This is a genomic window from Flavobacterium frigoris (genome assembly GCF_900111075.1).
Taxonomy (GTDB): Bacteria; Bacteroidota; Bacteroidia; order Flavobacteriales; family Flavobacteriaceae; genus Flavobacterium; species Flavobacterium frigoris.
The window spans coordinates 33,915-60,259 of the sequence record NZ_FOFZ01000012.1; the positions used below are offsets into that span (position 1 = coordinate 33,915).

At 33.8% G+C, this 26,345-nt stretch carries 17 protein-coding genes; 5 read left to right on the forward strand and 12 right to left on the reverse strand.

Annotated elements, in window-relative coordinates:
- Nucleotides 1-81: 81 nt before the first annotated feature.
- Nucleotides 82-621, forward strand: a complete 540-nt coding sequence (locus BMW63_RS13975; RefSeq protein WP_074724098.1) for a lipocalin family protein — start codon at nucleotides 82-84, stop codon at nucleotides 619-621.
- A gap of 69 nt (nucleotides 622-690) precedes the next feature.
- On the opposite strand, the gene BMW63_RS13980 is transcribed toward BMW63_RS13975, so the two are convergent.
- The gene (locus BMW63_RS13980) at nucleotides 691-1,068 is read right to left on the reverse strand and encodes a DoxX family membrane protein (protein WP_074724099.1); all 378 of its coding nucleotides are present in this window, start codon (nucleotides 1,066-1,068) and stop codon (nucleotides 691-693) included.
- 242 nt (nucleotides 1,069-1,310) lie between these two features.
- Between BMW63_RS13980 and BMW63_RS13985 the strand changes: the two genes are divergently transcribed.
- From BMW63_RS13985 to BMW63_RS13995, 3 genes are read left to right on the forward strand one after another with little or no spacing between them, the layout of a single operon-like run.
- Nucleotides 1,311-2,597, forward strand: coding sequence for an anthranilate synthase component I family protein (locus BMW63_RS13985; protein WP_074724100.1), 1,287 nt, complete (start codon nucleotides 1,311-1,313; stop codon nucleotides 2,595-2,597).
- A 47-nt stretch (nucleotides 2,598-2,644) separates the two neighbouring features.
- Complete coding sequence (gene tilS / locus BMW63_RS13990; protein WP_074724101.1) at nucleotides 2,645-3,958, forward strand: tRNA lysidine(34) synthetase TilS; 1,314 nt, start codon at nucleotides 2,645-2,647, stop codon at nucleotides 3,956-3,958.
- Nucleotides 3,955-5,988, forward strand: coding sequence for a protein-disulfide reductase DsbD family protein (locus BMW63_RS13995; protein WP_074724102.1), 2,034 nt, complete (start codon nucleotides 3,955-3,957; stop codon nucleotides 5,986-5,988). Before tilS ends, BMW63_RS13995 begins: the two co-directional genes overlap by 4 nt.
- A 188-nt stretch (nucleotides 5,989-6,176) precedes the next feature.
- Here BMW63_RS13995 and BMW63_RS14000 read toward each other — a convergent pair whose 3' ends face one another.
- From BMW63_RS14000 to BMW63_RS14035, 8 genes are all read right to left on the reverse strand, one after another.
- Nucleotides 6,177-7,490 (reverse strand): ammonium transporter, encoded by a 1,314-nt coding sequence (locus BMW63_RS14000; protein ID WP_074724103.1) that lies wholly within the window; start codon nucleotides 7,488-7,490, stop codon nucleotides 6,177-6,179.
- A gap of 279 nt (nucleotides 7,491-7,769) precedes the next feature.
- Nucleotides 7,770-9,074, reverse strand: coding sequence for an amidohydrolase family protein (locus BMW63_RS14005; protein WP_074724104.1), 1,305 nt, complete (start codon nucleotides 9,072-9,074; stop codon nucleotides 7,770-7,772).
- Between the two features lie 44 nt (nucleotides 9,075-9,118).
- Complete coding sequence (locus BMW63_RS14010; RefSeq protein ID WP_074724105.1) at nucleotides 9,119-12,112, reverse strand: amidohydrolase family protein; 2,994 nt, start codon at nucleotides 12,110-12,112, stop codon at nucleotides 9,119-9,121.
- 152 nt (nucleotides 12,113-12,264) lie between these two features.
- Nucleotides 12,265-13,338 (reverse strand): alanine/ornithine racemase family PLP-dependent enzyme, encoded by a 1,074-nt coding sequence (locus tag BMW63_RS14015; RefSeq protein WP_074724106.1) that lies wholly within the window; start codon nucleotides 13,336-13,338, stop codon nucleotides 12,265-12,267.
- A complete protein-coding gene (alr, locus tag BMW63_RS14020) occupies nucleotides 13,338-14,489 on the reverse strand; it encodes an alanine racemase (protein ID WP_074724107.1) in 1,152 nt (383 codons plus the stop codon). Before alr ends, BMW63_RS14015 begins: the two co-directional genes overlap by 1 nt.
- Nucleotides 14,479-15,633, reverse strand: coding sequence for an amidohydrolase (locus tag BMW63_RS14025; RefSeq protein ID WP_074724108.1), 1,155 nt, complete (start codon nucleotides 15,631-15,633; stop codon nucleotides 14,479-14,481). The genes alr and BMW63_RS14025 overlap by 11 nt, the downstream gene beginning before the upstream one ends.
- A gap of 6 nt (nucleotides 15,634-15,639) precedes the next feature.
- A complete protein-coding gene (locus BMW63_RS14030) occupies nucleotides 15,640-16,074 on the reverse strand; it encodes a GNAT family N-acetyltransferase (RefSeq protein WP_074724109.1) in 435 nt (144 codons plus the stop codon).
- On the reverse strand, nucleotides 16,055-17,527 hold the full coding sequence (locus BMW63_RS14035) for a sodium:solute symporter family protein (protein ID WP_074724110.1): 1,473 nt from the start codon (nucleotides 17,525-17,527) through the stop codon (nucleotides 16,055-16,057). Before BMW63_RS14035 ends, BMW63_RS14030 begins: the two co-directional genes overlap by 20 nt.
- A gap of 551 nt (nucleotides 17,528-18,078) precedes the next feature.
- Between BMW63_RS14035 and BMW63_RS14040 the strand changes: the two genes are divergently transcribed.
- Entirely contained in the window at nucleotides 18,079-19,614 is a 1,536-nt protein-coding gene (locus BMW63_RS14040) for a YifB family Mg chelatase-like AAA ATPase (RefSeq protein ID WP_074724111.1), read from the forward strand.
- A 668-nt stretch (nucleotides 19,615-20,282) separates the two neighbouring features.
- Here BMW63_RS14040 and BMW63_RS14045 read toward each other — a convergent pair.
- The 3 genes from BMW63_RS14045 to BMW63_RS14055 form a co-directional block, all read right to left on the reverse strand.
- Nucleotides 20,283-21,569, reverse strand: a complete 1,287-nt coding sequence (locus BMW63_RS14045; protein WP_074724112.1) for a DEAD/DEAH box helicase — start codon at nucleotides 21,567-21,569, stop codon at nucleotides 20,283-20,285.
- Between the two features lie 288 nt (nucleotides 21,570-21,857).
- The gene (gene ypfJ / locus BMW63_RS14050; RefSeq protein ID WP_074724113.1) at nucleotides 21,858-22,718 is read right to left on the reverse strand and encodes a KPN_02809 family neutral zinc metallopeptidase; all 861 of its coding nucleotides are present in this window, start codon (nucleotides 22,716-22,718) and stop codon (nucleotides 21,858-21,860) included.
- 85 nt (nucleotides 22,719-22,803) lie between these two features.
- Nucleotides 22,804-26,235, reverse strand: coding sequence for a PAS domain S-box protein (locus BMW63_RS14055; RefSeq protein ID WP_245744973.1), 3,432 nt, complete (start codon nucleotides 26,233-26,235; stop codon nucleotides 22,804-22,806).
- Between the last annotated feature and the right edge of the window lie 110 nt (nucleotides 26,236-26,345).

The window sequence follows — 26,345 nt, forward strand, 5'->3', positions numbered from 1 at the left end:
TTAAATTTTATAAGTTTCAATTTAAATTATATAAAGATATAACGGTGTTTACATAATATCTTTATTAAAAAATAAATTAGTATGAAAGTGAGACATGTAGTAGGTGCTTTAGCACTTGTTGGAGTAGGGGTTTTTCTTAATTCCTGCTCACGTAAAACGATTCCAGAGAAAGCAAAGGCTGTTCAAAATTTCGAGAAAGAAAAATATTTAGGAAAATGGTATGAAATCGCTAGATTGGATTTTAAATTTGAGAAAGGACTGAACAATACTACTGCTGAGTATTCATTAAAGGACAATGGAACGATAAAAGTGGATAATAAAGGATATGATGTGCAAAATGACAAATGGAAGCAAAGCATCGGAAAAGCGAAGTTTGTGGGAGACGAGAATGTAGCCATGTTAAAAGTGTCATTCTTTGGTCCTTTTTATGGGGGTTATAATGTTATTGCGATTGACAAAGAGTATAAATATGCTTTGGTTGCAGGAGGGAGTCTTAAATATTTATGGATATTGTCTCGTGAAAGGTCAATTCCGTTAGAAGTTCGCTCAGACTACTTGAAAATAGCAGAAGATATTGGTTATAAAACAGCTGATTTAATATGGGTGCAACATACTAAATAAAAGTACGAATTCATTAAATAACAAAACCGACTCTTATCTAGAGTCGGTTTTTATTTTTTAGACTAAAAATTAATCCATTTTGAATAGTCCTTTATAATTTTCCCAATGAGCAAAAATCAAGAATATGTTACCCACAAACACAAAAACGGCGAGCGGAAGGTTGTCTGGTGTCAAGAAGTAATTAATTAATAATATATTGAGGGTTACAGGGAAAATAACTAGATTAGCTAATGTGGTGAATTTGCCCGTTAAAAATGATAAACCACATAAGAACTCTACACTTTTTGCCAAAGGAAATAAATAAGTTGAGGCCATTAAACCAAGTTGGAATGCCTTGAAATCTCCTGTTGATACAGGCTCGGGGCTTAAGTGTAAAAAATAGCTGACAGAGGTATAGAGAAATAAAAGTCCAAGTATAGTTCGAATAATAATGGTAGCAATTTTCATAATATTTAGGTTTTATTGGTTAAAAATTTAAAATGTACTGATGCGGTAAAGCTCATTTATTTTTAATAGTATATTCCCCATTGATTACCGTCTCCGTTAGAAAAAAATAATTGTTATTTTAATAAGTGTTTTAATACTAACGTGTTACTGTAAATTTACGAAAAAAAACAACTGATTTTTCCGATAATGACATATTAAAGGAAATTTATTATTGTAATTTTGAAGTTTAAAGCTAAATTTTTTTGAGAACATCAATTCATAAGCCCATTTCAAATCCAAAATTGTTTAAAAAGCAACTTCTAATTTGGTCACAACAGTTTCGTGAAGTCATTTTTATGGATAGTAATGATTATCCGGATCAGCATTCAAGTTTTGACTGTGCTGTGGCAGTAGATGCTTTTACGTCTATAAAAACAGATTTTCATAATGCTTTTGAGGATTTAAAACAGTACCAACAAACAACAAAAGATTGGCTTTTTGGTTATTTGTCTTATGATTTAAAAAATGACGTAGAGAATCTGGAATCAAATAACTTTGATGGTTTGCATTTTCCGGATTTATTTTTCTTTCAACCAAAAAAAATATTTTTATTAAGAGGGAATGAAGTCGAAATTCAATATCTAAACATGTGTGATGATGAGTTAAAGGCTGATTTCAACGAGATAAACCTACAAACGACTCACGCAGAACTGCAGGCACCATCAGTTGAGATAAAACAAAGAATACCAAAAGAGAAGTATCTTGAGAAAGTTTCAAAAATGCTAACCCATATTCATCAAGGTGATTTGTACGAAGCTAATTTTTGTATGGAATTTTATGCTGAAAATGCGACTATAAATCCACTAGATAAATTCCTTAAACTCAACGAAATTTCTCAGCCTCCATTTGCAGTATTTTTTAAAAATAACAAACATTTTTTGCTTTCAGCATCACCGGAGCGTTATTTGAAAAAAGAAGGGCAATTGCTTGTTTCGCAACCTATAAAAGGAACCTCGAAACGATTTTTGGATCCAATTAAAGACGAAGAATCGAAGAATAAACTAGCATCAGATCCGAAAGAACGATCTGAAAATATTATGATAACGGATTTAGTGCGGAATGATTTATCTCATACCGCTCAAAAAGGATCTGTACAGGTTACAGAATTATGCGCTATTTATTCTTTTATGCAAGTGCATCAAATGATTTCCACGGTTACATCTAGATTAGATTATCAATATGGCGCTGTTGATGCTATAAAGAAGTCTTTCCCTATGGGAAGTATGACTGGCGCTCCAAAAATTTCAGCTATGAACATTATTGAAGAATTGGAAGAAACGAAAAGAGCCTTGTACAGTGGGGCAGTAGGGTATTTTAAACCCGATGGTGACTTTGATTTTAATGTTGTTATCCGAAGTATTTTATACAATCAAGAAAAGCAATATGTATCTTATTCAGTAGGAAGTGCGATAACTTCACTATCAATTCCAGAAAATGAATATGAAGAATGTTTGCTTAAAGCAAAAGCAATGCACGAAGTCTTGCAATAATTGCTATTCATAATTCGATATTGAATTTTAATCTTTATTTTTGAACTATGTTAGATAGACTCAAAAATCATATTGCTCAAAAACTCCCTTTTTTAAATAATAAAAAACTTCTTCTGGCTACCAGTGGAGGCTTGGACAGTATTGTAATGGCTCATTTATTTAATGAATTAGACAACCCAATTGCTTTGGCTCATTGTAATTTTCAATTGCGTGGTTTAGAGAGTTTTGGAGACCAAAATTTTGTTCAGGATTTTGCAGCCACTACTAATATCCCACTTTTTTTAACCCAATTTGATACGGAGGCTTTCGCCAAAGATTACAAACTTTCGACACAAGTTGCCGCTCGTGATTTGCGCTATAATTGGTTTTATGAACTTTTAGATACAGAAAATTACGATTACATTCTCACGGCTCATCATGCAGATGACAATATCGAAACTTTTTTAATTAATCTTAGTAGAGGAACTGGCCTAGAAGGATTGGTTGGAATTCCAGAACAAAATGACAAGATAATACGACCATTATTGCATTTTTCAAGGGCAGAAATTGCAAATTATGCCAAAGAGAACAATATACAATGGCGAGAAGACAGTAGCAATGCCTCTGATAAGTATTTGAGAAATAAAATTCGACATGATTTAGTTCCCTTGTTAAAAGAGCTTAATCCGCACTTTATTAGTTCATTCCAGAAAACACAATCTTATTTGCAGGAATCACAAGCCATGATTGAAGACGCATCAATCATGGTGTATCAACAAGTGGTAAGGCAAGAGGAAAACGAAATTTATTTTGATTTAAATCAGTTATTGAAATTACCCAATTATAGGTCTTATTTATACCAATGGTTGCATGAATTTGGCTTTACAGCTTGGGACGATGTGTATAATTTAGTAGATAGTCAATCAGGGAAGCAGGTTTTTTCGGCTGAGTTTCGATTAGTGAAAGATAGAAATTCATTAATTCTGAGTCCAATTGATTTTAATGCTGAAAAGGAAGAATATTTAATTGAAAAAGAGGATCAAGACGTTAAGATTCCCTTAAAACTTTCCTTTTGTAAAGTAGATGACATTTCCATTCTTACAAATACAACTATATTTGTCGATGCTGATAAATTAAGTTTTCCCTTAGTTTTACGCAAATGGAATGAAGGAGATAGTTTTCAGCCTTTTGGTATGGAAGGCAAGTCTAAAAAAGTGAGCAAACTTTTTAAAGATGAAAAATTATCCTTAATAGAAAAGGAAAATGTCTGGATATTATGGTCAGAAAATAAAATTGTTTGGTTGATCGGACTTAGACAAGATGAACGTTTTAGAATAGATAATAAAACACAAAATAGATTAAAAATACAATTAGAAGAATGAAGAAAATAGTAGGTATCCTTATTACTTTTTTGGCTTTTGCCAATGTAAATGCTCAAATTCTAGATCCAGTAAAATGGACAACAAAAATTGAAAAAAAATCAGATAATACGTACTTGTTGACTTTTGATGGGGTAATCGAAAAAGAGTGGCACATGTATTCCCAGTTTACACCTGATGGTGGCCCATTAGCTTTAGAAGTTGTTTTTAAAAATCAAAAAGGTAACTTTAACCTTGTAGGTAAAGCTAAGGAAAGTAAAACTAAAACCGCTTATAATGATGTTTTTGAAGTAAACGAAACGTTTTTTCAAAGAAAAGCTCAAATTCAACAGGTAATTCATGTTACGAACCCAAAGGTTGTAGCAATAGAAGCCGAGTTGAATTATCAGGTTTGTAAAGAAGTTTGTATCAATTTAGAGAAGAAATTTACTTTTGCAATACCTGCGAGTGTAGCAGTAATTGCTGCACCCAAAGAAGCCGCTGTGGTAGTAGCTCCTATTGAAACGGATACAATAAAAACAGATTCATTAGCGCCGAGTCTTGGTGCAAGTAATAGGGTCGTTGCTTCGCCTGATAAAGAAGTGGTGGTAGAACCTAAATCAGATGCACAAAGAGGATTATGGTCTATCTTTTTTATAGCATTTTTATCAGGATTTGCTGCTTTACTGACACCATGTGTTTTTCCGATGATACCAATGACGGTAAGCTTTTTTACCAAGCAAAGTAAGACAAAAGCGAAAGGGATAAGAAATGCAATCATTTACGGAATTTCAATTATTGTTATTTATGTAATTCTTGGATTTTTAGTAACCTGGATTTTTGGTGCTGATGCTTTGAATGCATTGTCAACAAATGTGTGGTTTAATATTATTTTCTTTGTTTTATTAGTTGTTTTTGCCGCTTCATTTTTGGGAGCATTTGAAATTATGTTACCTAATTCTTGGGCAAATAAAGTGGACAGTCAAGCTGATAGAGGCGGGATTATTGGAATTTTATTTATGGCATTGGCGCTTGCAATTGTATCGTTCTCCTGTACCGGCCCTATAGTAGGTACACTATTAGTTGAAGCCGCTTCTAAAGGAGGAATTGCTCCAATCATTGGAATGTTCGGTTTTTCATTGGCATTAGCCTTACCATTTATGCTTTTCGCCATGTTTCCTGGATGGTTACATTCATTACCCAAATCTGGTGGATGGTTGAATACGGTAAAAGTCGTTTTAGGATTTCTAGAATTGGCTTTAGCCTTTAAATTCTTATCGAATGCTGATTTAGTATTGCAATTGCATTTGTTGGAAAGAGAAGTATTCCTAGCTATTTGGATTGCTATTTTTGGAACACTTGCCTTTTACTTATTCGGAAAAATTACGTTACCACATGATAGTCCTTTGACGCATATTTCAGTAGGACGATTAATGTTAGGATTAGTAACTTTAACTTTTACTATTTATTTAATTCCCGGACTTTGGGGAGCACCTTTAAAAATTATTAGTGCTTTTCCTCCTACATTAGAATACAGTGAAAGTCCTAATGGATTAGGTGGTTCGGCAAGTAATGTTGCGAATGTCATTTTGCCAGATGGCGCTAAAAGTGGGCCTCATGGAATAATAGTTTTTGATGATTATGAAAAAGGATTGGCTTATGCCAAAACAGTAAATAAACCTATTATGCTTGATTTTACAGGGTATGCTTGTGTAAATTGTAGAAAAATGGAAAATAATGTCTGGTCTGATGCTATGATATTACCGATTCTAAACAATGAAGTGGTACTTATATCTTTGTATGTTGATGACAAGAGAGATCTACCTAAAAGCGAACAGTTTATATCGAAAACGACAGGTTCAGAAATTGAAACAGTAGGGGATAAGTGGACTGATTTTATGATATCAAAATATAAAACTAATACACAGCCTTTGTATGTTTTAACGGATTTAGAGGGCAATAGTTTAAATAAAGAAAATCCAACTATTAGTTATGTGAGTATAGAAGAATATGGTAGCTGGTTAAAATTAGGAATTTCTAACTTCAAAAAATAATACCATTTATATTTATTAAGTGGTATAAAGCTATCTAGTATTCTGCCGATAAAATATGAAAATCATACCGTTTTTTTTTAACTATATTAAATACTAAGTTTGTGTAAAATAGAAAATCCCAATCTGAATTTCAGATTGGGATTTTTTTGCGTTAGGCTAGCCTAACTACAAGTTTTTTAAAAATACTATTATAAAAACTCTCCGTGTTGAGAGAGGTCTAAACCTAGCTCTTCTTTATCTTCGGATACTCTTAGTGGTGTAATTTTATTGACAATAAAAAATAAGAAATACGATGCTGAAAAAGCAAATACGGAAACAATAATTAAAGCAGTTAATTGGTGAATAAATAAGGTTGTTTCACCAAATATTAGACCTTGATCTGTAACCGCTGAATTTACTGCTTTAGAAGCAAAAACTCCTGTTAATAACATACCTGTCATACCACCAACGCCGTGGCAAGCAAATACATCTAAGGCATCATCAATTTTACCTTTTGGAAAGGTGCTTACTACAAGGTTACTAACAATACTACTGAATATACCAATGAATATAGCGTGAGGCATACTTACGAATCCAGCGGCAGGTGTGATCGCTACTAATCCTACAACGGTACCAATACAAGCACCCATTGCTGAAAGTTTGTGACCAAGAATTTTATCTAGAAATACCCAAGCCATTCCGGCTGCGGCTGCGGCTACAGTTGTTGTACCAAGAGCTTGTACAGCTAAACCGTTCGCTCCTAAAGCTGAACCTGCATTGAAACCAAACCATCCAAACCATAATAAACCTGTTCCTAGCAATACGTATGTAATACGGGCAGGGTTTGATTTTTGAGCTTTTCTTTTTCCTAAAAACATGGCGCCAGCTAATGCAGCCCAACCAGCACTCATATGCACGACTGTTCCGCCGGCAAAATCCAACACTCCCATTTTAAAGAATAATCCTTCTGGATGCCAGGTCATATGACATAATGGAGCATATACCAAGATTATGAATAGAACCATAAATAGGAGATAAGCCCAGAAGCGAATTCTTTCGGCAAAAGCTCCTGTAATTAAAGCAGGTGTGATTATTGCAAATTTTGCTTGAAATAAAGCGAATAATAGAAAGGGAACTGTTGGTGCTAAAGACCAAGCAGTATTGGTACCAACACCTTGAAAGAACAAGTTAGGCAAAGGATTACCGATAATACCTCCAATTGAAGGTCCAAAAGACAAGCCGAATCCAATTACTACCCAAAGTACTGTAACAACTATCATAGCCATAAAACTTTGCAACATGGTACTGATTACATTTTTTTTACCTACCATTCCACCGTAAAAGAAGCCTAAACCAGGGGTCATGATTAAAACAAGTGCTGTAGCAACTATCATCCATGCGGTATCTCCAGTATCGAATGCTACTGCTTCTGCTGGAATAGGATGTGCAGAAAGAATGGAAGTTGAAAATAGGGTCACTACTAAAAGAGAAAGTAATAGTATGCTTAAAACGATTTTTCTCATGTTGTTTAGAATTAAATTTCGACAAAAGTATAAAATCATTTAATATCCCTATTAAAATGATATCAAATCTATTTATTTTTATGGTTTTTATGTTTTGACCCCTATTTTTTTAAAGGTATACTTGAATATGGCTTTAATAATAAGGATTCTCTAATTTGGGTAGGAATTTTATATACTTAGTTTTATTTTTTTGATTTAAAGCAAAAAAAAAAGCAGATAATTTACGATGTTGTAAATTATCTGCTTTTAAAAGTATAAAACAAGTTTAGTGTATAATAACTATTTTTGATTGTATTTTTCCTTATACCTTTTATTCAACTCAGATTGATGCGTTTCAAGACTTATCATTCTACCCTGAATAAAAGCATGTGATATTTTATTAGTTCGCATGTCTAAGGCATCACCTGAAGACAGGAATAATGTGGCATCTTTTCCTATTTCAAGTGTTCCACATTGGTCATCTATTCCTAAAATTTTGGCTGTATTAGAAGTGATTAATTGCAATGCTTGTTCCTTGTCTAGTCCATATGCAGCGCAAGTTCCAGCTAAAAAAGGTAGGTTTCTTGTATTCATTCTTTCCATCGAACCGCTATTTTCTAACCCTACTAAAACACCTTTATCTGTTAATAATTTAGCAGCTTTATAAGGTAAATCAATATCGTCATCCTCATGTTCTGGCATATCATGAACTCTTTTTAGAAGGACAGCTATATTGTTTTTCTGTAATAATTCAGCAGTTTTGTATGCTTCGTAACCACCAACGATAACCATTTTTTTAATGCCATTGCTTTTCGCTAATTGAACAGCATCAATGATTTGCTTTTCTTCATTAGCATTTATAAATAAAGTTTGAGAACCATCAAATAATCCTTTCGTTGCTTCAAAAATTAAATTTCGTTCTTTCACATTTTCTACTTGATAGGCTTTTGCATTAGCCAGAAAAGTATTTATTTCGTTAATTTGAGTTATGTAATCTTTATTTTCCTCAATGGTGCCAGGTTCAAACCACGACCCGCTTCTCTTATAGCTGGATGGAAAATTAAGATGAATTCCATCATTTTCTTTCATGATTGCATCTTTCCAATTCCAAGCATCTAGTTGAACAATAGAGGAAGTTCCTGATATTCTGCCGCCACGAGGTGTAATCTGAGCAATTAAAATACCATTAGGTCTAACGGTTTCAATAACTTTTGATTCTGCATTGTAGGCTATAATACTTCTCACATTTGGATTTATCTGTCCAATTTCACTTTCATCATCTGATGATTTAACGGCATCAATCTCAACTAATCCTAATGTAGAATTAGGTGCTATGAATCCAGGATAGACTTCTTTGCCATTGGCATCAATAGTTATATCATAAGCACTTTTATCGATTCTAATTGCTGTAGCATCTGCAATCAGGGTGATTTTGCCATCTTTAAAACCTAAAGCGCTATTTTCAATAACTTGTCCATTACCGATATGCGCCTTGGCATTGAGAATCAATATTGATTTTGATTGTTTAGGCGCAGGTGTTTGTTGTGCATTTGATGCTATTGATAAACTTAATAGCAATACTACTATATATATGTTTTTATTCATTTGTCTATAATTTATTTAAGTAATTGTGATGGTTAAAGTTCAATTTATTCAAGTTCTACACTATCACAATGGTATTCTTTTTTCTCTTTTCTTTTTGGTTCTTGAGTAGTTGCGCCTTTATTTTTCTCTTGTAATAATTGACCAATTAACTCGTTGCGTTCTTTGGCAATTGCTACTCTTTGCGACTCATCTTTTTGAACATCATAATATACTACTCCTTCAATTACTGTTTTCTCTGCTTTAGCATATATAGATAAGGGATTATTGTTCCACAGTACAATGTCAGCATCTTTACCTACTTTTATGCTTCCTACTTTGTCGTCAATGTGTAATAATTTAGCTGGATTTAAAGTGACAAATTTCCAAGCCTCTTCCTCAGAAAGATTACCATATTTAACTGCTTTTGCCGCTTCTTGATTTAATCTTCGAGACATTTCAGCATCATCAGAATTATAAGCTACTACTAATCCTGCATTATGCATTATTGGCCCATTGTAAGGAATGGCATCATTTACCTCAAATTTATAAGCCCACCAGTCTGCAAATGTGGAAGCGCCAACTCCATGTTCCTTCATTTTTTCAGCTACCTTATACCCTTCAAGAATATGAGTGAAGGTATTGACTCTAAAATTAAATTTATCGGCAACGTTCATTAACATTAATATTTCTGATTGAACATAAGAATGGCAACTAATAAAGCGTTCTTTATTCAGTATTTCAGCTACTGCTTGTAAATCTAAATCTACTCTGGGAGCATCTCCTTTTCCTTTTTTCGAATTAAAATTTTTCCATACTAAGTCATATTCCTTGGCACGTTGAAAATAATCGGTAAAAACTTGTTCAACACCCATTCTTGTCTGAGGAAAACGAGTTGGATCTATATTTCCCCAATTGGATTGTTTCACATTTTCACCCAAGGCAAATTTGATGAATTTAGGTTGGTTTTTATACAGCATTTCATCTGCATCTTGTCCCCATTTCCATTTTACAATGGCTGATTGTCCACCGATGGGATTTGCAGAACCATGTAATAATTGCGAAGTAGTAACTCCACCCGCAAGTTCTCTATAAATATTTATATCTTCAGAATTTACTACATCTTGTATGGATACTTCGGCACTTGAGTTGTGTCCACCTTCATTTACTCCACTAGAAATTGCGATATGAGAATGTTCATCAATAATTCCACTTGTTAAGTGTTTTCCTTTTGCATCGATGATTGTTGCAGTTGGATCAGAAAGATTTTTACCAATAGCTGCGATTTTCCCATTCTTAACCAAGACGTCCGTTTCTTCAATAATACCCTCTTTCTCATTTGTCCATACCGTTGCATTTTTAAATAGTAACGTTTCAGTCGTTAATTTACTTGTATTACCGTAAGCTACATTTGGGAATGTCGTCGTCATAATAACATTGTTTTTCTGCAACTTTAGTGAATCTACAGGTTTAACAAACGGAGCAATTTTATTCGCTGACCATTTTACTTCATTTCCATTAAATAAAATAGCTTTCCCAGAAAGGGTTTGCACGTCCTCAATATATCCTATTAATCGGGTGAATGTTGTTTGTGTAGAATCTGATGACTTTATTACGTTTGAAATCCAATTGTTTGAAATCGAAAGTTTAGAGCTTAATTTTTTAGAATCCGCAGTATTGACTTCAGATTTAGGAGTCTCGATTTCGCCGGTAATTTTCCATTTGTATTTTTTATCGGCAATAGTCAAGTCATATTCTCCTCTAATATCTTTAACATTGATATCATTGACAATATATTTGGATCCTTGAACCCAGTTTTCATAGATTTTGGTTTGGTCATTAAATATTTCACCAGAAGTAATAATAAAGTTGGCATAATTTCCATTTTTTAAACTTCCAATTTCATTACTTTTCCCTAATATCGAAGCAGGTACTGTCGTTAATGCTTCTAATGCTTTTGTTTTATCGAAACCATATTTTATAGCTTTAAGTAGGTTTGTTCTAAAATCTTCTATTTTCTTCAACTTATCCGTAGTCAGTGCAAAAACGACACCATTGTCTGTTAAAACTTTAAGATTGGTAGGTGCTTGATTCCAAAAACGCAAGTCTTTCAATTCCATTTGATTGGCCTGATTAGGATCAGAAACATCATAAGCTTCAGGAAAATTTATGGGAATAATAAACTGAGCTTTAGTATTTTTAATTTCTTCAATTCTTTCGAATTCATTTCCTATTCCCTTCATTACATAAGTCAAGCTAAATTCCTTCGCGATTTTTGACGCTCGCATACTATTTAGTTTGTCTTCGGTAGCAAAGATTTGAATTAGCTTTTCATTTTCTGACAAGGCGTTTAATGACAAATCCTTAGTTTCAGAATTTCCGTTTTTATACCACTTTAAGTCATAATTTACTTGTCGTAATAATGCTATCATTCCCATTAATGAACTCGGATAGGCTTGATTTGAGGTAATACTTCTAGCGAAACCAAAATGATTAGAAATTTTAGCGGTTAAAAATCTATTGTTTTTTTCATTGTTGTTTAAAGCAATCAAAGCCCCAGTTCCTTGTGCAATTCCGTCTTGAACATGAGTTCCTACTACTCCAAATCCGGCTTTCAATAGCTCTTCTGCTTTTGGTTTATCGTAATTAAAATTATCAGAAGCATTGACTTCTGAACGAATGTGCTCATTCCAATAGTAACCTTCTCGTTTTGTGTCATAAGACTGACTTTGGCGCGAACCTTCTGTTTTTTTTGGTTTGTCCATTCCAAAGCTAGTATACATATCAATAAAAGAGGGATAAATTGATTTTCCTTCTAAGTTTACTGTCACTGCATTTTTTGGTATTACAACTGAATTTCCTGCTGCAATAACTTTTCCGTTTTGAATAAGCAAAGTTCCTTTTTCGATTATTTGTGTTGGAGTTACAAAAATGGTTGCATTAGTAAAAGCAGTGTAATTATTGTTTTTATTTTGGACACTTTCATTATTTGGAAAATATTGTTGGGCATTAATTTTTGGTATAAAAATTAATAAAAATAGAAGGGTAGTAATTTGTCTCATTTGGTTATGGCTAATTTTTTGCTAAATATAATTAATTCATGAGAATTAAACCTTGATAATTGTAAGAATTAACAGTTGTTTATTTTTATATAAAAAAAGGGAAAATGATTTTATCAGTTTCCCTTTTAGAGTATCATTATGGATTTAAAATTTTATCCAATGGTTTTTTCAATATAATCTGAATTTAAAAGATAAAGTGCTCCCATATATTGAATTTTAAAAGAGACTAAATCCCCTATTTTATATTTCTTTTTAGAGTTTGAAATGTCAATTACTAACATATCAGAACTAGCATCGACGATAGTGATGTCAAGGTCTTCTGCTTCAATATATTGCGGTTGCATATCCAAGAGTCCAATATCCAGAATCGCACGTAAAGAAGTAACACCTAAATCGGCATTATCATCCATTACATAGGTATTCCCAACCCCGCTTTCGCCTAATTCACCTGTTGGAGTATCTGGTTTTTCGGTAATTTCGATAATTTCCGAGTACAATTTGAATACATCATTATGCATTCCTTTAATGGTTTCGCCAGTAAACAGGTCTTTGCCAAAAAATAATGCTTCTCCAACTCTGAAATGATTCACTGCCATAGGACGTGCATTTTTCAGTATTAAAGGGATAGCTACAGAAGTTCCACCGGAAACCCAGGGTATTTTAATGTTGAATTTAGCTTCAATCAATTGTTTGTATAGACTCAACTGAATTAATTTATCTTGAGTAGGCATAATCCCGCTCAGGCAATTTAGGTTGGTACCAATACCTAAAATTTCAATATTAGCCAAACTTAAAATACTGCCGTAAAATTCAACTAATTCTTCACCCATAACTCCTTCGCGCAAATCGCCCATCTCAATCATTATAATGACTTTGTGGGTTTTGTTTTGCTTTTTTGCTGCTTGGGAAAGCATTTTTATAGTGTCTATTTCAGTATTAAAACTTACATCGGCATAGCTTACAATACGATCAATGCTTCGTTTTGCTGGAGGCTTGATATAAACAGTTTGGATAGTAGGATCTAATGCCTTTATTTTTTTTAAGTTACTGATGCGGGAATCATGCATTTCTCGTACACCTAATGCGATAATTTCTTTTAAGTATATTGTATTTCCGCAAAGAAGCTTGGTAACAACACCCCATTCTATATTTCTCGATTCAAAAATGTTATTCAAGAAACTATAATTCTCTTCTAATTTTTTTCTGTATAGTTTTATAAAGGCCATTATTTTATAATTTTGCGTGGAATCGTTTTAGAAATTCGGGTTAATAATTCATAATTAAGTTGATTACTATAATCACTGAAAGAAGCTACTGATACTGAAAGATCACCTTGAGAGCCAATCAATACAACTTCATCGTCTTTCTTTACTGACTCTAGGTTTGTCACATCGACGGTCATCATATTCATGTTTACAGATCCAACTACTATGCAACGGTGGCCATTGATAAGAACTCGGCCCTGGTTGCTTAGAGAACGACTATAACCATGGGAATAACCAATTGGAATTATTGCAACTGTCATTTTTCTTTCTGCAAGGAAACTGGTTCCATATCCTATGAACTCTCCAATTTTTACTTTTTTCACGCTCATTATTTTACTTTTCCAAGTAATAACTCTTTGAAGAGGGTCGATTTTACTCTTTTTTGTACTCAAAAAATTGACAAATACTTCAGGGCTTGGCCACAATCCATATTGAATGATTCCTATTCGAACCATATCCATTCTAGTTTCAGGAAACATTATAGATGCTGCTGAACAGGCTGAATGTTTGATTTCTGGTTTTAGATCGTTCTTACAAAGATATTGATAAATTTCTTCGAATCGTTTAATTTGCTTATCGACTCTATAATAGTTTGCAATACTTTCGGCACCTGCATAATGTGTACAAAGTCCTTTAAAGGAGATATGTTCTTTTTCTTTTTTTAGAAAAGTAATTACTGAATTCAGTTCGTTTTTTTCAAAGCCAGTACGGTTCATTCCAGTCTCAACCTCAATGTGCACGATTGCTTTTTTATGGAGCTTTTTAGCTGTTTTAGCTGCCTTAGTCAAACGGGCTTTGTCAAAAACAAAAAATTCTACATTATTATCGACGACCCATTCCATGTCTTCATCTTGAACGAGTCCCATGACCATAACAGTAGCTTTATCTTCTAATTCGGCTTTAACGGCTCTCGCTTCCTGGACATCAAAAACAGAGAAGTGAGTTATGCCATTATTGTAGGCCATTGAAACAATTTCTGTAACTCCATGTCCATAGGCATTTCCTTTTACGACGCATGAAATTTGTACTTTTTTTCCAAAAGTGGTTCGGAGAAAAGCGAGATTTTTTTGGTAAGCGGAATTGCTGAGTTCTATTGTTGAATTAGTGTGCATTTGTAATCTGTTTGCTTATGTGGTGGAAAATAGATACACCTGTTGTAATAATGTCGTCTGGAAAATCGTAATCAGGATTGTGTAAAGCAGGCGTGTCTATTCCTGATCCTAATCCAAACATTGCGCCTGGATAGTGCTGGGTAAACAAACCGAAATCTTCTCCCCAAGTAAAAGGGGTAGGTTTTTCCAGTAGTTCAAATTGATTTTCTTTTGCAGCTTTCTTGATGAAGTGAACCGCCGTTTCATCATTCTCATTGGCTTGAAAACCTTGTGTCCATTGTATGTTGCATTTTAATCGATATTCATCTGCTACAGCTTGTGCAATATTTTCTAGAGTGGTTTCGATCGTTCTCATCTGAGCATTACTGTCGCTTCTCACGGTAAAATGAACTTCTCCAGCTCCCGCAGAAACACCATAAGCCTTTTTACCCATTTTAGTATAAATAGGAGTGATCAGGCAATAATTTTCTTTTGAAATATCAGCCTGAATAAAAGTATTAAATTGGGTAATAATCGAAGCTATCGCTAAGGCAGGATTGATTCCTTTTTCAGGTTCTCCGGCATGTGCGGTAATCCCATCCAATTTTATGATAATACTATTCACTGCGCAAGTAAAAGTATCGTTTTTAACTACAATCTGATTTTTTGGATATCCAGGTAAATTGTGCAAGGCAAAAACGTAATCAGGTCGAAATCTTTCAAATTTCGCATCTGAAAATATTTTTTGTGCTCCGCTACCATCTTCTTCAGCAGGTTGGAATAAAAGAATTACTGTACCTGTTTCGGGCTTGTGTTGGGATAATTGGGTTGCTAAACCGCATAAAATTGCCATATGACCATCGTGCCCACATTTATGAGAAACACCATTGCTCAGCGAACGATGTTCGAACATATTGATTTCTTGAATGGGTAAGGCATCTAGTTCACATCTAAACAATACCGTTTTTCCTGGTTTTTTACCTTTATAAATGGCAATGACTCCAGTTTTTCCAATATTAGTTATGACTTCATCAGCTGGATAATTTTCTAGAAAAGAAGTGATTTTTTTTGCAGTTTCCACTTCTTTTCCAGAAACTTCCGGGTATTTATGTAGTTCCTTTCGCAGTAGAACAAGTGATTCTACGCGTTGGTTTAAATTCTCCATTTTGGACTATTTGATAAGACGCATTTCTAGGTATTTATTAGTAAAACCTAATTTTTCATATAATCCTTTAGCAGGATTGTCTGGCTCGACGTGAAGTGCTATGTTTCCTTCAGCAATCGAGATTGCTTTTTGCATTAATTTTTTTCCAAACCCTTTACCACGTTGGCTATTGTCAACAGCGATATATACTAAAATATTCTCTGGGATGAAATCTTTCATTCCAGTATTGTTTAAAATAACAACTCCAACAATTTTATTATCGTCTAAACCTACGACTATATTCCCTCCTTTATCAGGGTTCATAACGTAAGCGATACATTTTAGAATGTCTTCCACTTTATCTCCGTACTCTTCTAAATGAGTAAAAAGAAACTGAGCAATAATTTGATTTGTATATGTTTTGTCTTCTCCTGAAGTACTATTAATTATTTTGAATTCCATTTTGTTTTTCTTTTTTGTTATGATGATAAATTGATATTGTAACGAACAATAATAGTGAAATACTTATTCCGTAAATATTTGCGTCTAAATGTTCGGGTAATTTTATTCCTAAAGGTAACTTATTTTCGGTAATTATAAGTAAAATTGTAGTTGCTCCTCCAAAAAGCATACTCCAAAAAGCAGCGATTGGGTGGCTTTTTTTCCAAAATAAAGCACCTAGGACGGGGATGAATAATCCAGAAACCATAAAGGCGTAGGAGTAGAGCATCAGTTCCAGGACGTTTTGCATTTGGGAAGCCAATAATATCGCGAAAATTCCAACTAGTAAAGTTACGATCTGAGAAAGCTGCAATTCCTTTTTATGAGTCAACTCTTTTTTAGAAAATTTAGCAATGATATCAGTAACGATATTTCCGGAAGCAGCCATTAAGCAACTGTCAGCGGTGGAAAGTATGGCCGAAAAATAGGAGGAAAGCATTAATCCCATTAAACCAATCGGTAAAATGGTAGCCAGTAAAATAGGCAATCCCATTTCGCTGTCCATTGACGCAGCGTCTGTAATTCCGTCAAACATACCTTTTGTTGCCGCTACCTTGGCTAACATTCCAAGAATAACTCCCATAAACGCCATTATTGGCCATTCAAAAACTCCGGCAATTATCCAAGCTTTCTTCGCTTCTTTTTCTCCTTTACTAGCATAAATTCTTTGGTATAGCGTCATACCAACAAACCAAATAGGAATAATCGTGACCGACCAATTTAATAGTTGGTACCAGGTTACATTTGTCAGCGATAAATATTTAGGATCTAATGTTTCTTTAATGGCATCGTATCCACCTACTGCATTATATGCCACTGGTATTCCTATAAAAACTAATCCACCTATTAGGATTAACCATTGAATCGTATCGGTGTAAATCACTGCTTTTAATCCTCCAATCGAAGTATAAGCCACCGCAATAACTCCCATAACAATTAAGGCAGTTTGAATATTCAGACCGTCAATTGTTGCCGAAGCTAATTTGGCTCCAGCCAAAACCTGTGAACTAGTGAATCCGATGTACCCGATTGCAGAAATAATTCCGGCCAAAAGAGCGACTTTTCCATTGTAAAAATGACCAAAGATTTGCGGGAAAGTGAAAAATTTATATTTGTGTCCCAACTGGCTAACTTTTGGAATTAGGAACACAGCACTTAACCAGGCGCCCAGTAGCCCTGTAAATAACATCCAAGATCCTGATATTCCCATCGTAAAACCAAGTCCTCCCAAACCAATTGAGAAACCACCCCCAACATCAGTAGCGACTACCGATAAACCAATATGCCAGCTGCTCATGTTTCTTCCACTAACATAAAAGTCCTCGGCAGTTTTATTTTTATTAAAAAAGTAGAGACCAACACCTAACATAGCCAGCATGTAAACGACAAAGATTATATAATCTATTATGTGCATTTCTTGTTATTTCAGATTATTTAGTAGCCTGTAAATGGAATTTTTCCAAAAGGCAAAAGATGCAGCGAACTGCAAAAAAGGTGTGTTTTTTCAAGTTGATTTCAGGATTATGAAATCGTAGATTTGGTTGTAAGAATTATTGATAATAATTCGTTTTTAACCCCGAAAAAGCAAGTAATTAGCGGCAAATATAAGGAAATATATCCAAAAAGCTATTAATAGAGTAATAAGACTCCTTTTCGCCTTTTAACAATTGGCGTTTTAGCAATAAATAGAGGAGCGATTATGGATTTTAAAAAGTCTAGTAAAGGTACTGAACAACAATTCATTAGCTCTAAAGGCTTTTTTTAACGGAATGTATTGTTTATCCCTCTACTTTCATCCAAAAGAAACAGTGAGTCAAAGGTGTTTTTTGGACTGATAGTGTCGCTTTTAGTTGTAAATTATTTTTAAACAAGCGTAAACGCTGGGTTGCTAATTGTTTTTAGTAATTCTAAAGATTGTGGGGTTTGGTATGTTAAAATTGATTATTTTTAATAAAATTATCCTTTATGTTAGTAAAAGTTTTTGGAAGTGCTGTGTTTGGAGTCGAGGCTACAACAATTACTGTAGAAGTAAATATTGATAAAGGTATTGGCTATCATTTAGTGGGATTGCCAGATAATGCGATTAAAGAAAGTAGCTATAGAATAGCTGCTGCATTAAAAAATAATGGATATTCTATGCCTGGTAAAAAGATTACCATTAATATGGCTCCGGCAGATTTGCGGAAAGAAGGTTCTGCTTATGATTTAACTTTAACGATCGGAATCCTTGTTGCGTCTCAACAAATTCAAGCAATTGATGTTGACAAATATATCATTATGGGCGAGTTGTCGCTCGATGGCAGTTTGCAACCTATTCGAGGTGCGTTACCTATCGCCATAAAAGCCAAAGAGGAGGGCTTTAAAGGGTTTTTTCTTCCAAAGCAAAATGTGAAAGAAGCGGCAATCGTTACCGGATTAGATGTATACGGTGTTGAAAATGTTCAGGAAGTTATCGATTTCTTAGAAGGAAAAGGAAATTTAGAACCAACTACCATCGATACTAGAGCCGAGTTTTATAAAGATTTAGATTTTCCAGAATTTGATTTTTCAGATGTAAAAGGACAGGAGTCTATAAAAAGATGCATGGAGATTGCCGCTGCGGGTGGACACAATATTATTCTTATTGGCCCTCCAGGTGCTGGAAAAACCATGCTTGCCAAAAGATTACCTAGTATTTTACCGCCGATGACTTTGCGAGAAGCATTAGAAACGACTAAGATTCATAGTGTTGCTGGAAAATTGAAAGAAGTGGGGCTAATGAATCAAAGACCGTTTAGGAGTCCGCACCATACGATTTCTAATGTGGCATTAGTAGGAGGAGGAAGTTACCCGCAACCGGGTGAAATTTCGATGGCACACAATGGTGTTTTGTTTCTGGATGAATTGCCAGAATTCAAACGGGATGTATTAGAAGTAATGCGTCAGCCATTAGAAGATAGGGAAGTGACGATATCAAGAGCGAAGTTTACGGTTACCTATCCTTCCTCTTTCATGCTGGTAGCTAGTATGAACCCGAGTCCGAGTGGTTTTTTTAATGACCCAGACTCTCCACAAACGTCCTCTCCACATGAGATGCAACGGTATTTAAGTAAAATTTCGGGGCCGTTATTGGATCGGATAGACATTCACATCGAAGTTACACCTGTTCCTTTCGAAAAATTATCTGATGATGGAAAAGCGGAAAGCAGTGTTGATATCAGAAAAAGAGTCACTGCGGCACGTGAAATCCAGTCGGCACGATTTGAACAAATGGAAAATATCCATTATAATGCGCAAATGAATACGAAACATATCAGGGAATATTGTGCTCTTGATGATGTTTCTAAACAATTGTTAAAGACTGCAATGGAACGTTTGAATCTTTCTGCCCGCGCATACGACAGGATTTTGAAAGTCGCGAGAACCATAGCTGATCTTGATGCAGCTGCTACAGTAATATCCTCTCATATTGCCGAAGCGATTCAATATAGAAGTTTAGATCGTGATGGTTGGTTGGGGTAGCATTAGTAATAGGATTTTACTTTAGAAAGTAATGCTTTATAATCCAAGTTGCAATAGTAGATAACCATATGAATTATCAAAGTAATTGTAGCATTTTTGACAAAGTATAAAGGAATAGAATCGCGCTTTAGCCAAAATCTAATTTTTGGCTAAAGCCTTTATCTATGACTAAAATTTCAAACATCTGGCTAAAGTCCGAAGCAATTGAAAAAAGACTAAAATGATAGAATAGATGAAATTTAAAAACAAATAGTAGTAAAAATCATAAAATGAAATAACCACTTTTCATTTCTAATACCAATTATGAATTTAGTATGATCCAATATCGATAGTGTTCTATTCTTTCATAAACTACACCACTTACTTTGGCTCTCTGAAAGCGTTTCAAGATACGTAAGCAACTTTGCCGAGACGCTTCCAACGTGACAAATAGTATAGTACTTGAGATTTTTAACGAAACGATAGTGAACTATAAAATAATTGTAATTACTAGAAGACGAGCTGTATAATGGTCTTCAGAAAAATAACAGTGAATATTAGCCCCGATAGAAATGAAAATCCTTGTGAGGGCTAGTGTTTAGCCCTCAGAAGGATTGTATTGTATAGCGGGAGATGACGTCTAAAAAAACGAAATCATTCTGCTCTTTAAAAAAAGAAATCTTAATTTCTTAGTTAGAACGTCTGTCATTATTGGAATTAGGACGTCTCGAGCCAAAGCTATTGTTAGTGCTACGGTTTGGATTGTCTATTTTTGGTTGCCTTGGAGTTGAATTGCGTTGTTGTCTACCTTGACCTTGTTTAATAGGTTGAGTAGATGCTTTAGGATCTGGCTCAAAACCTGCAATATTCTCTGTTGGTATTTTTATACCAATCAATTTCTCTATATCGCGTAAAAAAGTAGTTTCGTCAGGGCTAAATAGAGAAATCGCTTCTCCATTTGCTCCGGCTCTTCCTGTACGACCAATGCGGTGCACATAATCTTCGGGAATATTAGGCAATTCAAAATTGACAACATGTGGTAATAATGGGATATCCAGACCACGAGCTGCAATATCTGTAGCAACCAAAGCGGTTAGACTTCCATTTTTAAAACCTGCTAAGGCTTTAGTTCGTGCTCCTTGTCCTTTATTTCCGTGAATTGCTGCTGCTTGAATACCAGCGCTAATCATACTTTCAGTAAGTTTATTGGCGCCTTGTTTGGTTCGAGTAAATACCAAAATCTGTTTCCAGTTTCCTTCCGTAATCAATTTGATAATTAATTCTGTTTTTTTCTCTTTTGCAACAGGATACACTTTTTGAGTAATAGCGTCGACAGTTGTGTTTTCTGGTGTTGCTTCTACCTGAACTGGTTTGTGCAAAATACCCATTGCCAATTTCTTAATGTCTTTTGAAAAGGTTGCAGAAAACATTAAGTTTTGCCTTTTTGCAGGTAATACTTTCAGTATGCGCTCAATGTCTCGTAAAAAACCCATGTCTAACATACGATCTGCTTCATCTAGAACTAAGATTTCGACTTTTGAAAGTGTTAATAAACCTTGATTTTGTAAATCGATTAATCGACCTGGAGTAGCAACTAAAATATCGACACCTTGTTTAAGTTGAGCCACTTGTGGTTTTTGATTTACACCGCCAAAAATAACGGCAGAGCGTAAATCTAAAAATTCACTGTATTCTTTTATATTGGCAAGTATTTGAGCCGCTAGTTCTCGTGTTGGGGTTAATATTAAGGCACGAATAGGTCTGTGGCTTAAGTGTTTTCCTTGCGATAATGTCTGTAATATTGGTAGCGTGAAACCGGCTGTTTTTCCTGTTCCTGTTTGTGCAGATGCTAATACATCTTTACCTTCTAGTATAGGTGGAATTGCTTTTTGTTGTATTGGAGAAGGGTTTGTGTACCCTTTTTTGCTGATGGCTTTTAATAAAGCATCAGATAAGCCTAATGAGTTGAATGACATAAATTCTGTTTATGAAGCAAACTATATTATTTAGCGTACTTCTTTAATTTGGCGCGAAGATACTGCTTATTTTTCCGTTGTTTTTTTAATGATTGACTTTGTTTCAATAAAAATGTTACTTTGTTTTTAATTCGGCTAAAATAAGACCAATAATCAAATGTTTATAATCCTTTAATTTTCAGACATTAGTATAATAGGGTAGTGGTGAAAAAGGGTTGTTTAAGATAAAGAGTAAACAAAAAAATCGGGAAGAAATCCCGATTTTAATTAGTGTAGTATCTTTATTTTTTATCTTATTTCGTCAAATGTATTTCCTTGTTTGATATCACCGGTTTTATAGCCTTTCATAAACCAATACTTGCGTTGTTCTGAAGTTCCGTGTGTAAAAGATTCTGGTACGATGTGTCCTTGCATTTTAGATTGAATAGCATCATCACCTACGGCATGTGCAGCGCTTAGTGCTTCGTCAAGATCTCCCGCTTCGAGTATATCATTCATTTTCTGGTTGTAGTGTGTCCAAACGCCTGCATAAAAGTCAGCTTGAAGTTCTAGTGCTACTGATAATTTATTAGCTTCTGCCTTCGATTTTCCTTGTTGCAGCCGTCTCATTTTATCAGAAGTACCCAATAAAGTTTGTACATGATGCCCTATTTCATGTGCAATTACATAAGCAGTGGCAAAATCTCCGCCCTGAGCTCCAAAACGAGTTTTCAATTCTTCGAAAAAGGTTAAATCCATGTAGACCTTTTGGTCAGCCGGACAATAGAAAGGGCCAGAATCTGAGGTTGCATTACCGCATTCAGTTTCAACGGCATCAGTAAATAAAACTAAATTTGGCTTTTTATAATTGAGATTATTTTCTGTAAATATTTTCTTCCACACATCTTCATTGTCAACTAAAATTGCATTTATAAAATCTTGCTCTTCTAATTCTTTTGCGGTTAGATCTCTTTGCTCAGTAGGAGTATTTTGACCTTGATTCATTTGTTCTAAAACAGGAGTAAGCATTTGGGCATTTTCACCGCCAAAAACATTTATCAAAAGTATTATAATCCCTATGATACCTCCTCCTACAACCGTTTTACCACCAGAGGACATTCCTCTTCGGTCTTCTAAATTATCACTTTTTCGTCTGCCTTGCCATTTCATATGATTTCAATTTTTGATGCTTTTTTTTAATAAAAGAGTATCGAAGATATGTAATTTTTTAATTAAAAATAAACTTTTTATACTTCTATGAAGTTGTCCACTTAATTATAGCTTCTTCGATTACGCTCTTTATGATTGGTTTTGATATATAATCGTTCATACCTGCTTCTATACATTTTTCGTTTACTTCTACTCCAGTTCCAGCTGTTATTGCGATTATTGGAACTGAGGCGCCAGTATTTAATTTTCTTATTGCTTTTGTCGCTTCATAGCCATTCATTATTGGCATCTGTATGTCCATAAAGATAATATCTGGCATTATGTTTTCATATTCATTTAAAGCAAGCTGTCCATTCGAAATTTCATGAATAATGGCTTTTGGAAGGACATTTTTAATAATTGTTTTTAGCAATAACATATTAATTTTATTGTCCTCAACTAGCATTATTTTTATTGCTGTAAAAAAATCATTAGAAAGAAAATCAAAATGGCGAACAATTGCATCCTTTTTGTTTAAAGGAGTAATTTCGATTTCTGATTCATTACTTATTTGTAAATCTAAATCAAAATAGAAAGTACTACCAACTCCAATTTCACTAATGAGTTGCAACTGGCTATCCATGAGTCCTAACAATTTGTTTGAAATTGTAAGACCTAAGCCGGTGCCACCAAATTTTTTAGTTGTGGAGCTATCTTCTTGTGAAAATGCTTTGAAAATTTTCTGTTGATTTTTCTTTAAAATTCCAATTCCGGAATCTAGTACCGCAAAACGGATTTTACTCGTAGATTTATTAAATTCGATTATTGAAATGTCTAATTTTACAAACCCATTTTCTGTGAATTTTACAGCATTAGCTAAAAGGTTAATTAGGATTTGTTTTAATCGTATGTTATCGACCCAGAAATAGGCTGGTATTTCTGGAGCTACTTGGAGTTCTAAGTGAAGTTTCTTTTGATTTGATTCATACTGGATTAGATCAATAATTTGGTTTAAAGTATCTTTAATTTGATGTTTTTCGATATGCAAGTCAAGTTTTCCTGCTTCAATTTTTGAAAAATCAAGGATGTCATTTACAATTCCCAACAAGGAATGGGCTGACTGATTAACGGTAATCATATGTTTTTGCTGGACTTCCTCAAGTTTAGTTTTCATCAATAGGTCGGTAAAACCAATGATTCCATTTAAAGGAGTTCTGATTTCATGGCTCATATTAGCAAGAAACTCTGATTTGGCTTTATTAGCTGCTTCAGCATACTCAAGGCTTTTTATGGCATCTTCGGCCAGTTTTCGTGTTGTTATGTCTAGCATTATACCTTCAATATAGGTAATTTTACCATTATTGATTACGGCATCCCCAAACTCTTCTACCCAAACGATTTCCCCTTTTTTATTTGTGATTCGGTATGTGAAATGAAAAGGCTGAGATTTAGATAATCTATTTTTAGATTCAGTATTCACTCGATCAAAATCTTCTGGGTGAATCAGGTCGCTATAATGAATTCTTTTTTCTAAGAATTCGCTTTTATCATAACCTGTTAGCTTCTTAATTTCATCATTGAGATATATTTTAGTATATTTTGTATCGTTCTCAGAAAGGTAAACAGTCCCCGGAATATTATTAGCTAATAGACGGAATTTTTCCTCACTTTCATACATAGCCTTTTGTCCTGTGATACGTTCTATGGAGGAAGCAATATTACTAGCCAGTGATTGAAGAATATTGATTTCGTCTTCAGACCATTTTTTTTCTTCGGAGGTGTCATCAAACCCTAAAAATCCATGAAATTTATTTTTTATAAAAATTGGAAAAAGGATTAAGGAAATAACATCTACTTGTAGCAACTTGTTTTTTAACGACTCATTATTAATTTTTGATACCGTAGCTTCAAAAATTTTATTATCTAATATCGGTAGAATCAATTCTTCAAAAAATTCATGGGGTAAATTCTGAAGCTCAGGATTATTCTCGGTCAAAGAGCTATTATGATATACCCATCTGTATTTTTGGCTTATTAAATTTGTATTGAAATCATTTTCATAGTAATAGGCACGATGTGATTTCGTGGCGTTCCCCATAATAAGCAAAACATCAGAAAAAATAGCATCTATATCGTTACTGTTTAAAAACTTTTCGTTGCATTTAGTCATTGCAGCCAGTAATTCACTCTTATATGTTAATTTGTTTTCAATATCCAACCTCATTTTGGACTCAAATGCTATCGCTATGATATCAGAAACGGATCTTGAGAAATTTATATCCTCGTTATCCCATTGCTTAGGCTCATCTACAGCTTCAATACAAAGAATCCCTTTTAATTCACCATTAATAAAAACAGGGGTATCAAGAAGTGAAACGATGTTGTTTTTAGGAATGTAGTCAACAAATAATTCCCTAGTGATATCATTTGCATAGACATCAGAAGCGACAATTTGCATTTTATTTTCAACTGTTGAAAAGTATTTTGGGGATGATTTTTTTACAAGTTCTTGGTCGTTAGAAAATTCATTAGTTTTTAAATCATATAGTTGCATACAAAGCAATTTATTTTCAAAATAATTCCAATAACTAGCTCGATTAACGCTAATTGTAATAGTGGTAATTTCTAAAATTGATTTTAGTTTAGATTCTAAACTTTCATTGTTAGAATAACTCTTTGAGGTAAATACTTTTAAAGCGGCACTGTATTTTAAATTTTTTATTTGTCGTTCACTTTTTTCCTTTTCAATGTTTTTTAAGAAGGTAATATCTCTTGCAATAACTGAATAACCAGTAATTTTTCTGTTTTCATCTCTATTGATTGTTACTTTTTGAGAAATCCATATTTCGGCTCCATTTTTATTAATAATAGGAAATTCAAAACTAGGGAAGTTTATCATTTCCTCTGTCGAATTAGCATAGAAATCAAGTACTCTTTGTTGGAAACCATCTTTGATTAAATGCTCAAATTTTGAGCTATACAACTCTTTAAGAGTGAATCCAGTGACTATTTCAGAGTTTTTATTTATAAAGATGTAAGCGCCATAACGGTCTAGTTCATAAATTATATCATAAGCAGATTCAACTATGTTTTCATATCTTTTTTGTGTTTTTATTTGCTGTGTTACGTCATGACCAATGCCAATAACTAAATCCTTAGTATATTTTTTATCATGCCATTCTATATGCTTGTATTCTCCATTTTTGCATTTCAGTTTCCTAACGAAAACTCTTTCAACAGATTCAGTATCATGAAATTTTTCACCAGTAAATTCAGGATCTTCTGTGACATTCCAAAATAACATGCCCATAACTTCATCTACTGAATACCCTAAAATAGGAACGATTGTCTTACTACAAAATAAAATTTCGCCTTTTCTATTAGATACAAGAATAAGAGAGTTTCCATTATTTATTATTTGATCAGAAAAACGAAATTTGTCTTTAATATTTAAAGCTATGATATGCTGAATGAAATTTATTGTAAAAATAATTAAAGAAAAATTAAATAGTGCTATCGTTGTTTTGAGAGGTAACATTTCAAAATAAGTAGCAATCACAATGTATGAAAAAGCAGTCGCTGCAAAAAACCAATATAATTTTATAGGTCTAAAAACGGTGTGAGCAAAATAAAAAACGACAGTAAAAG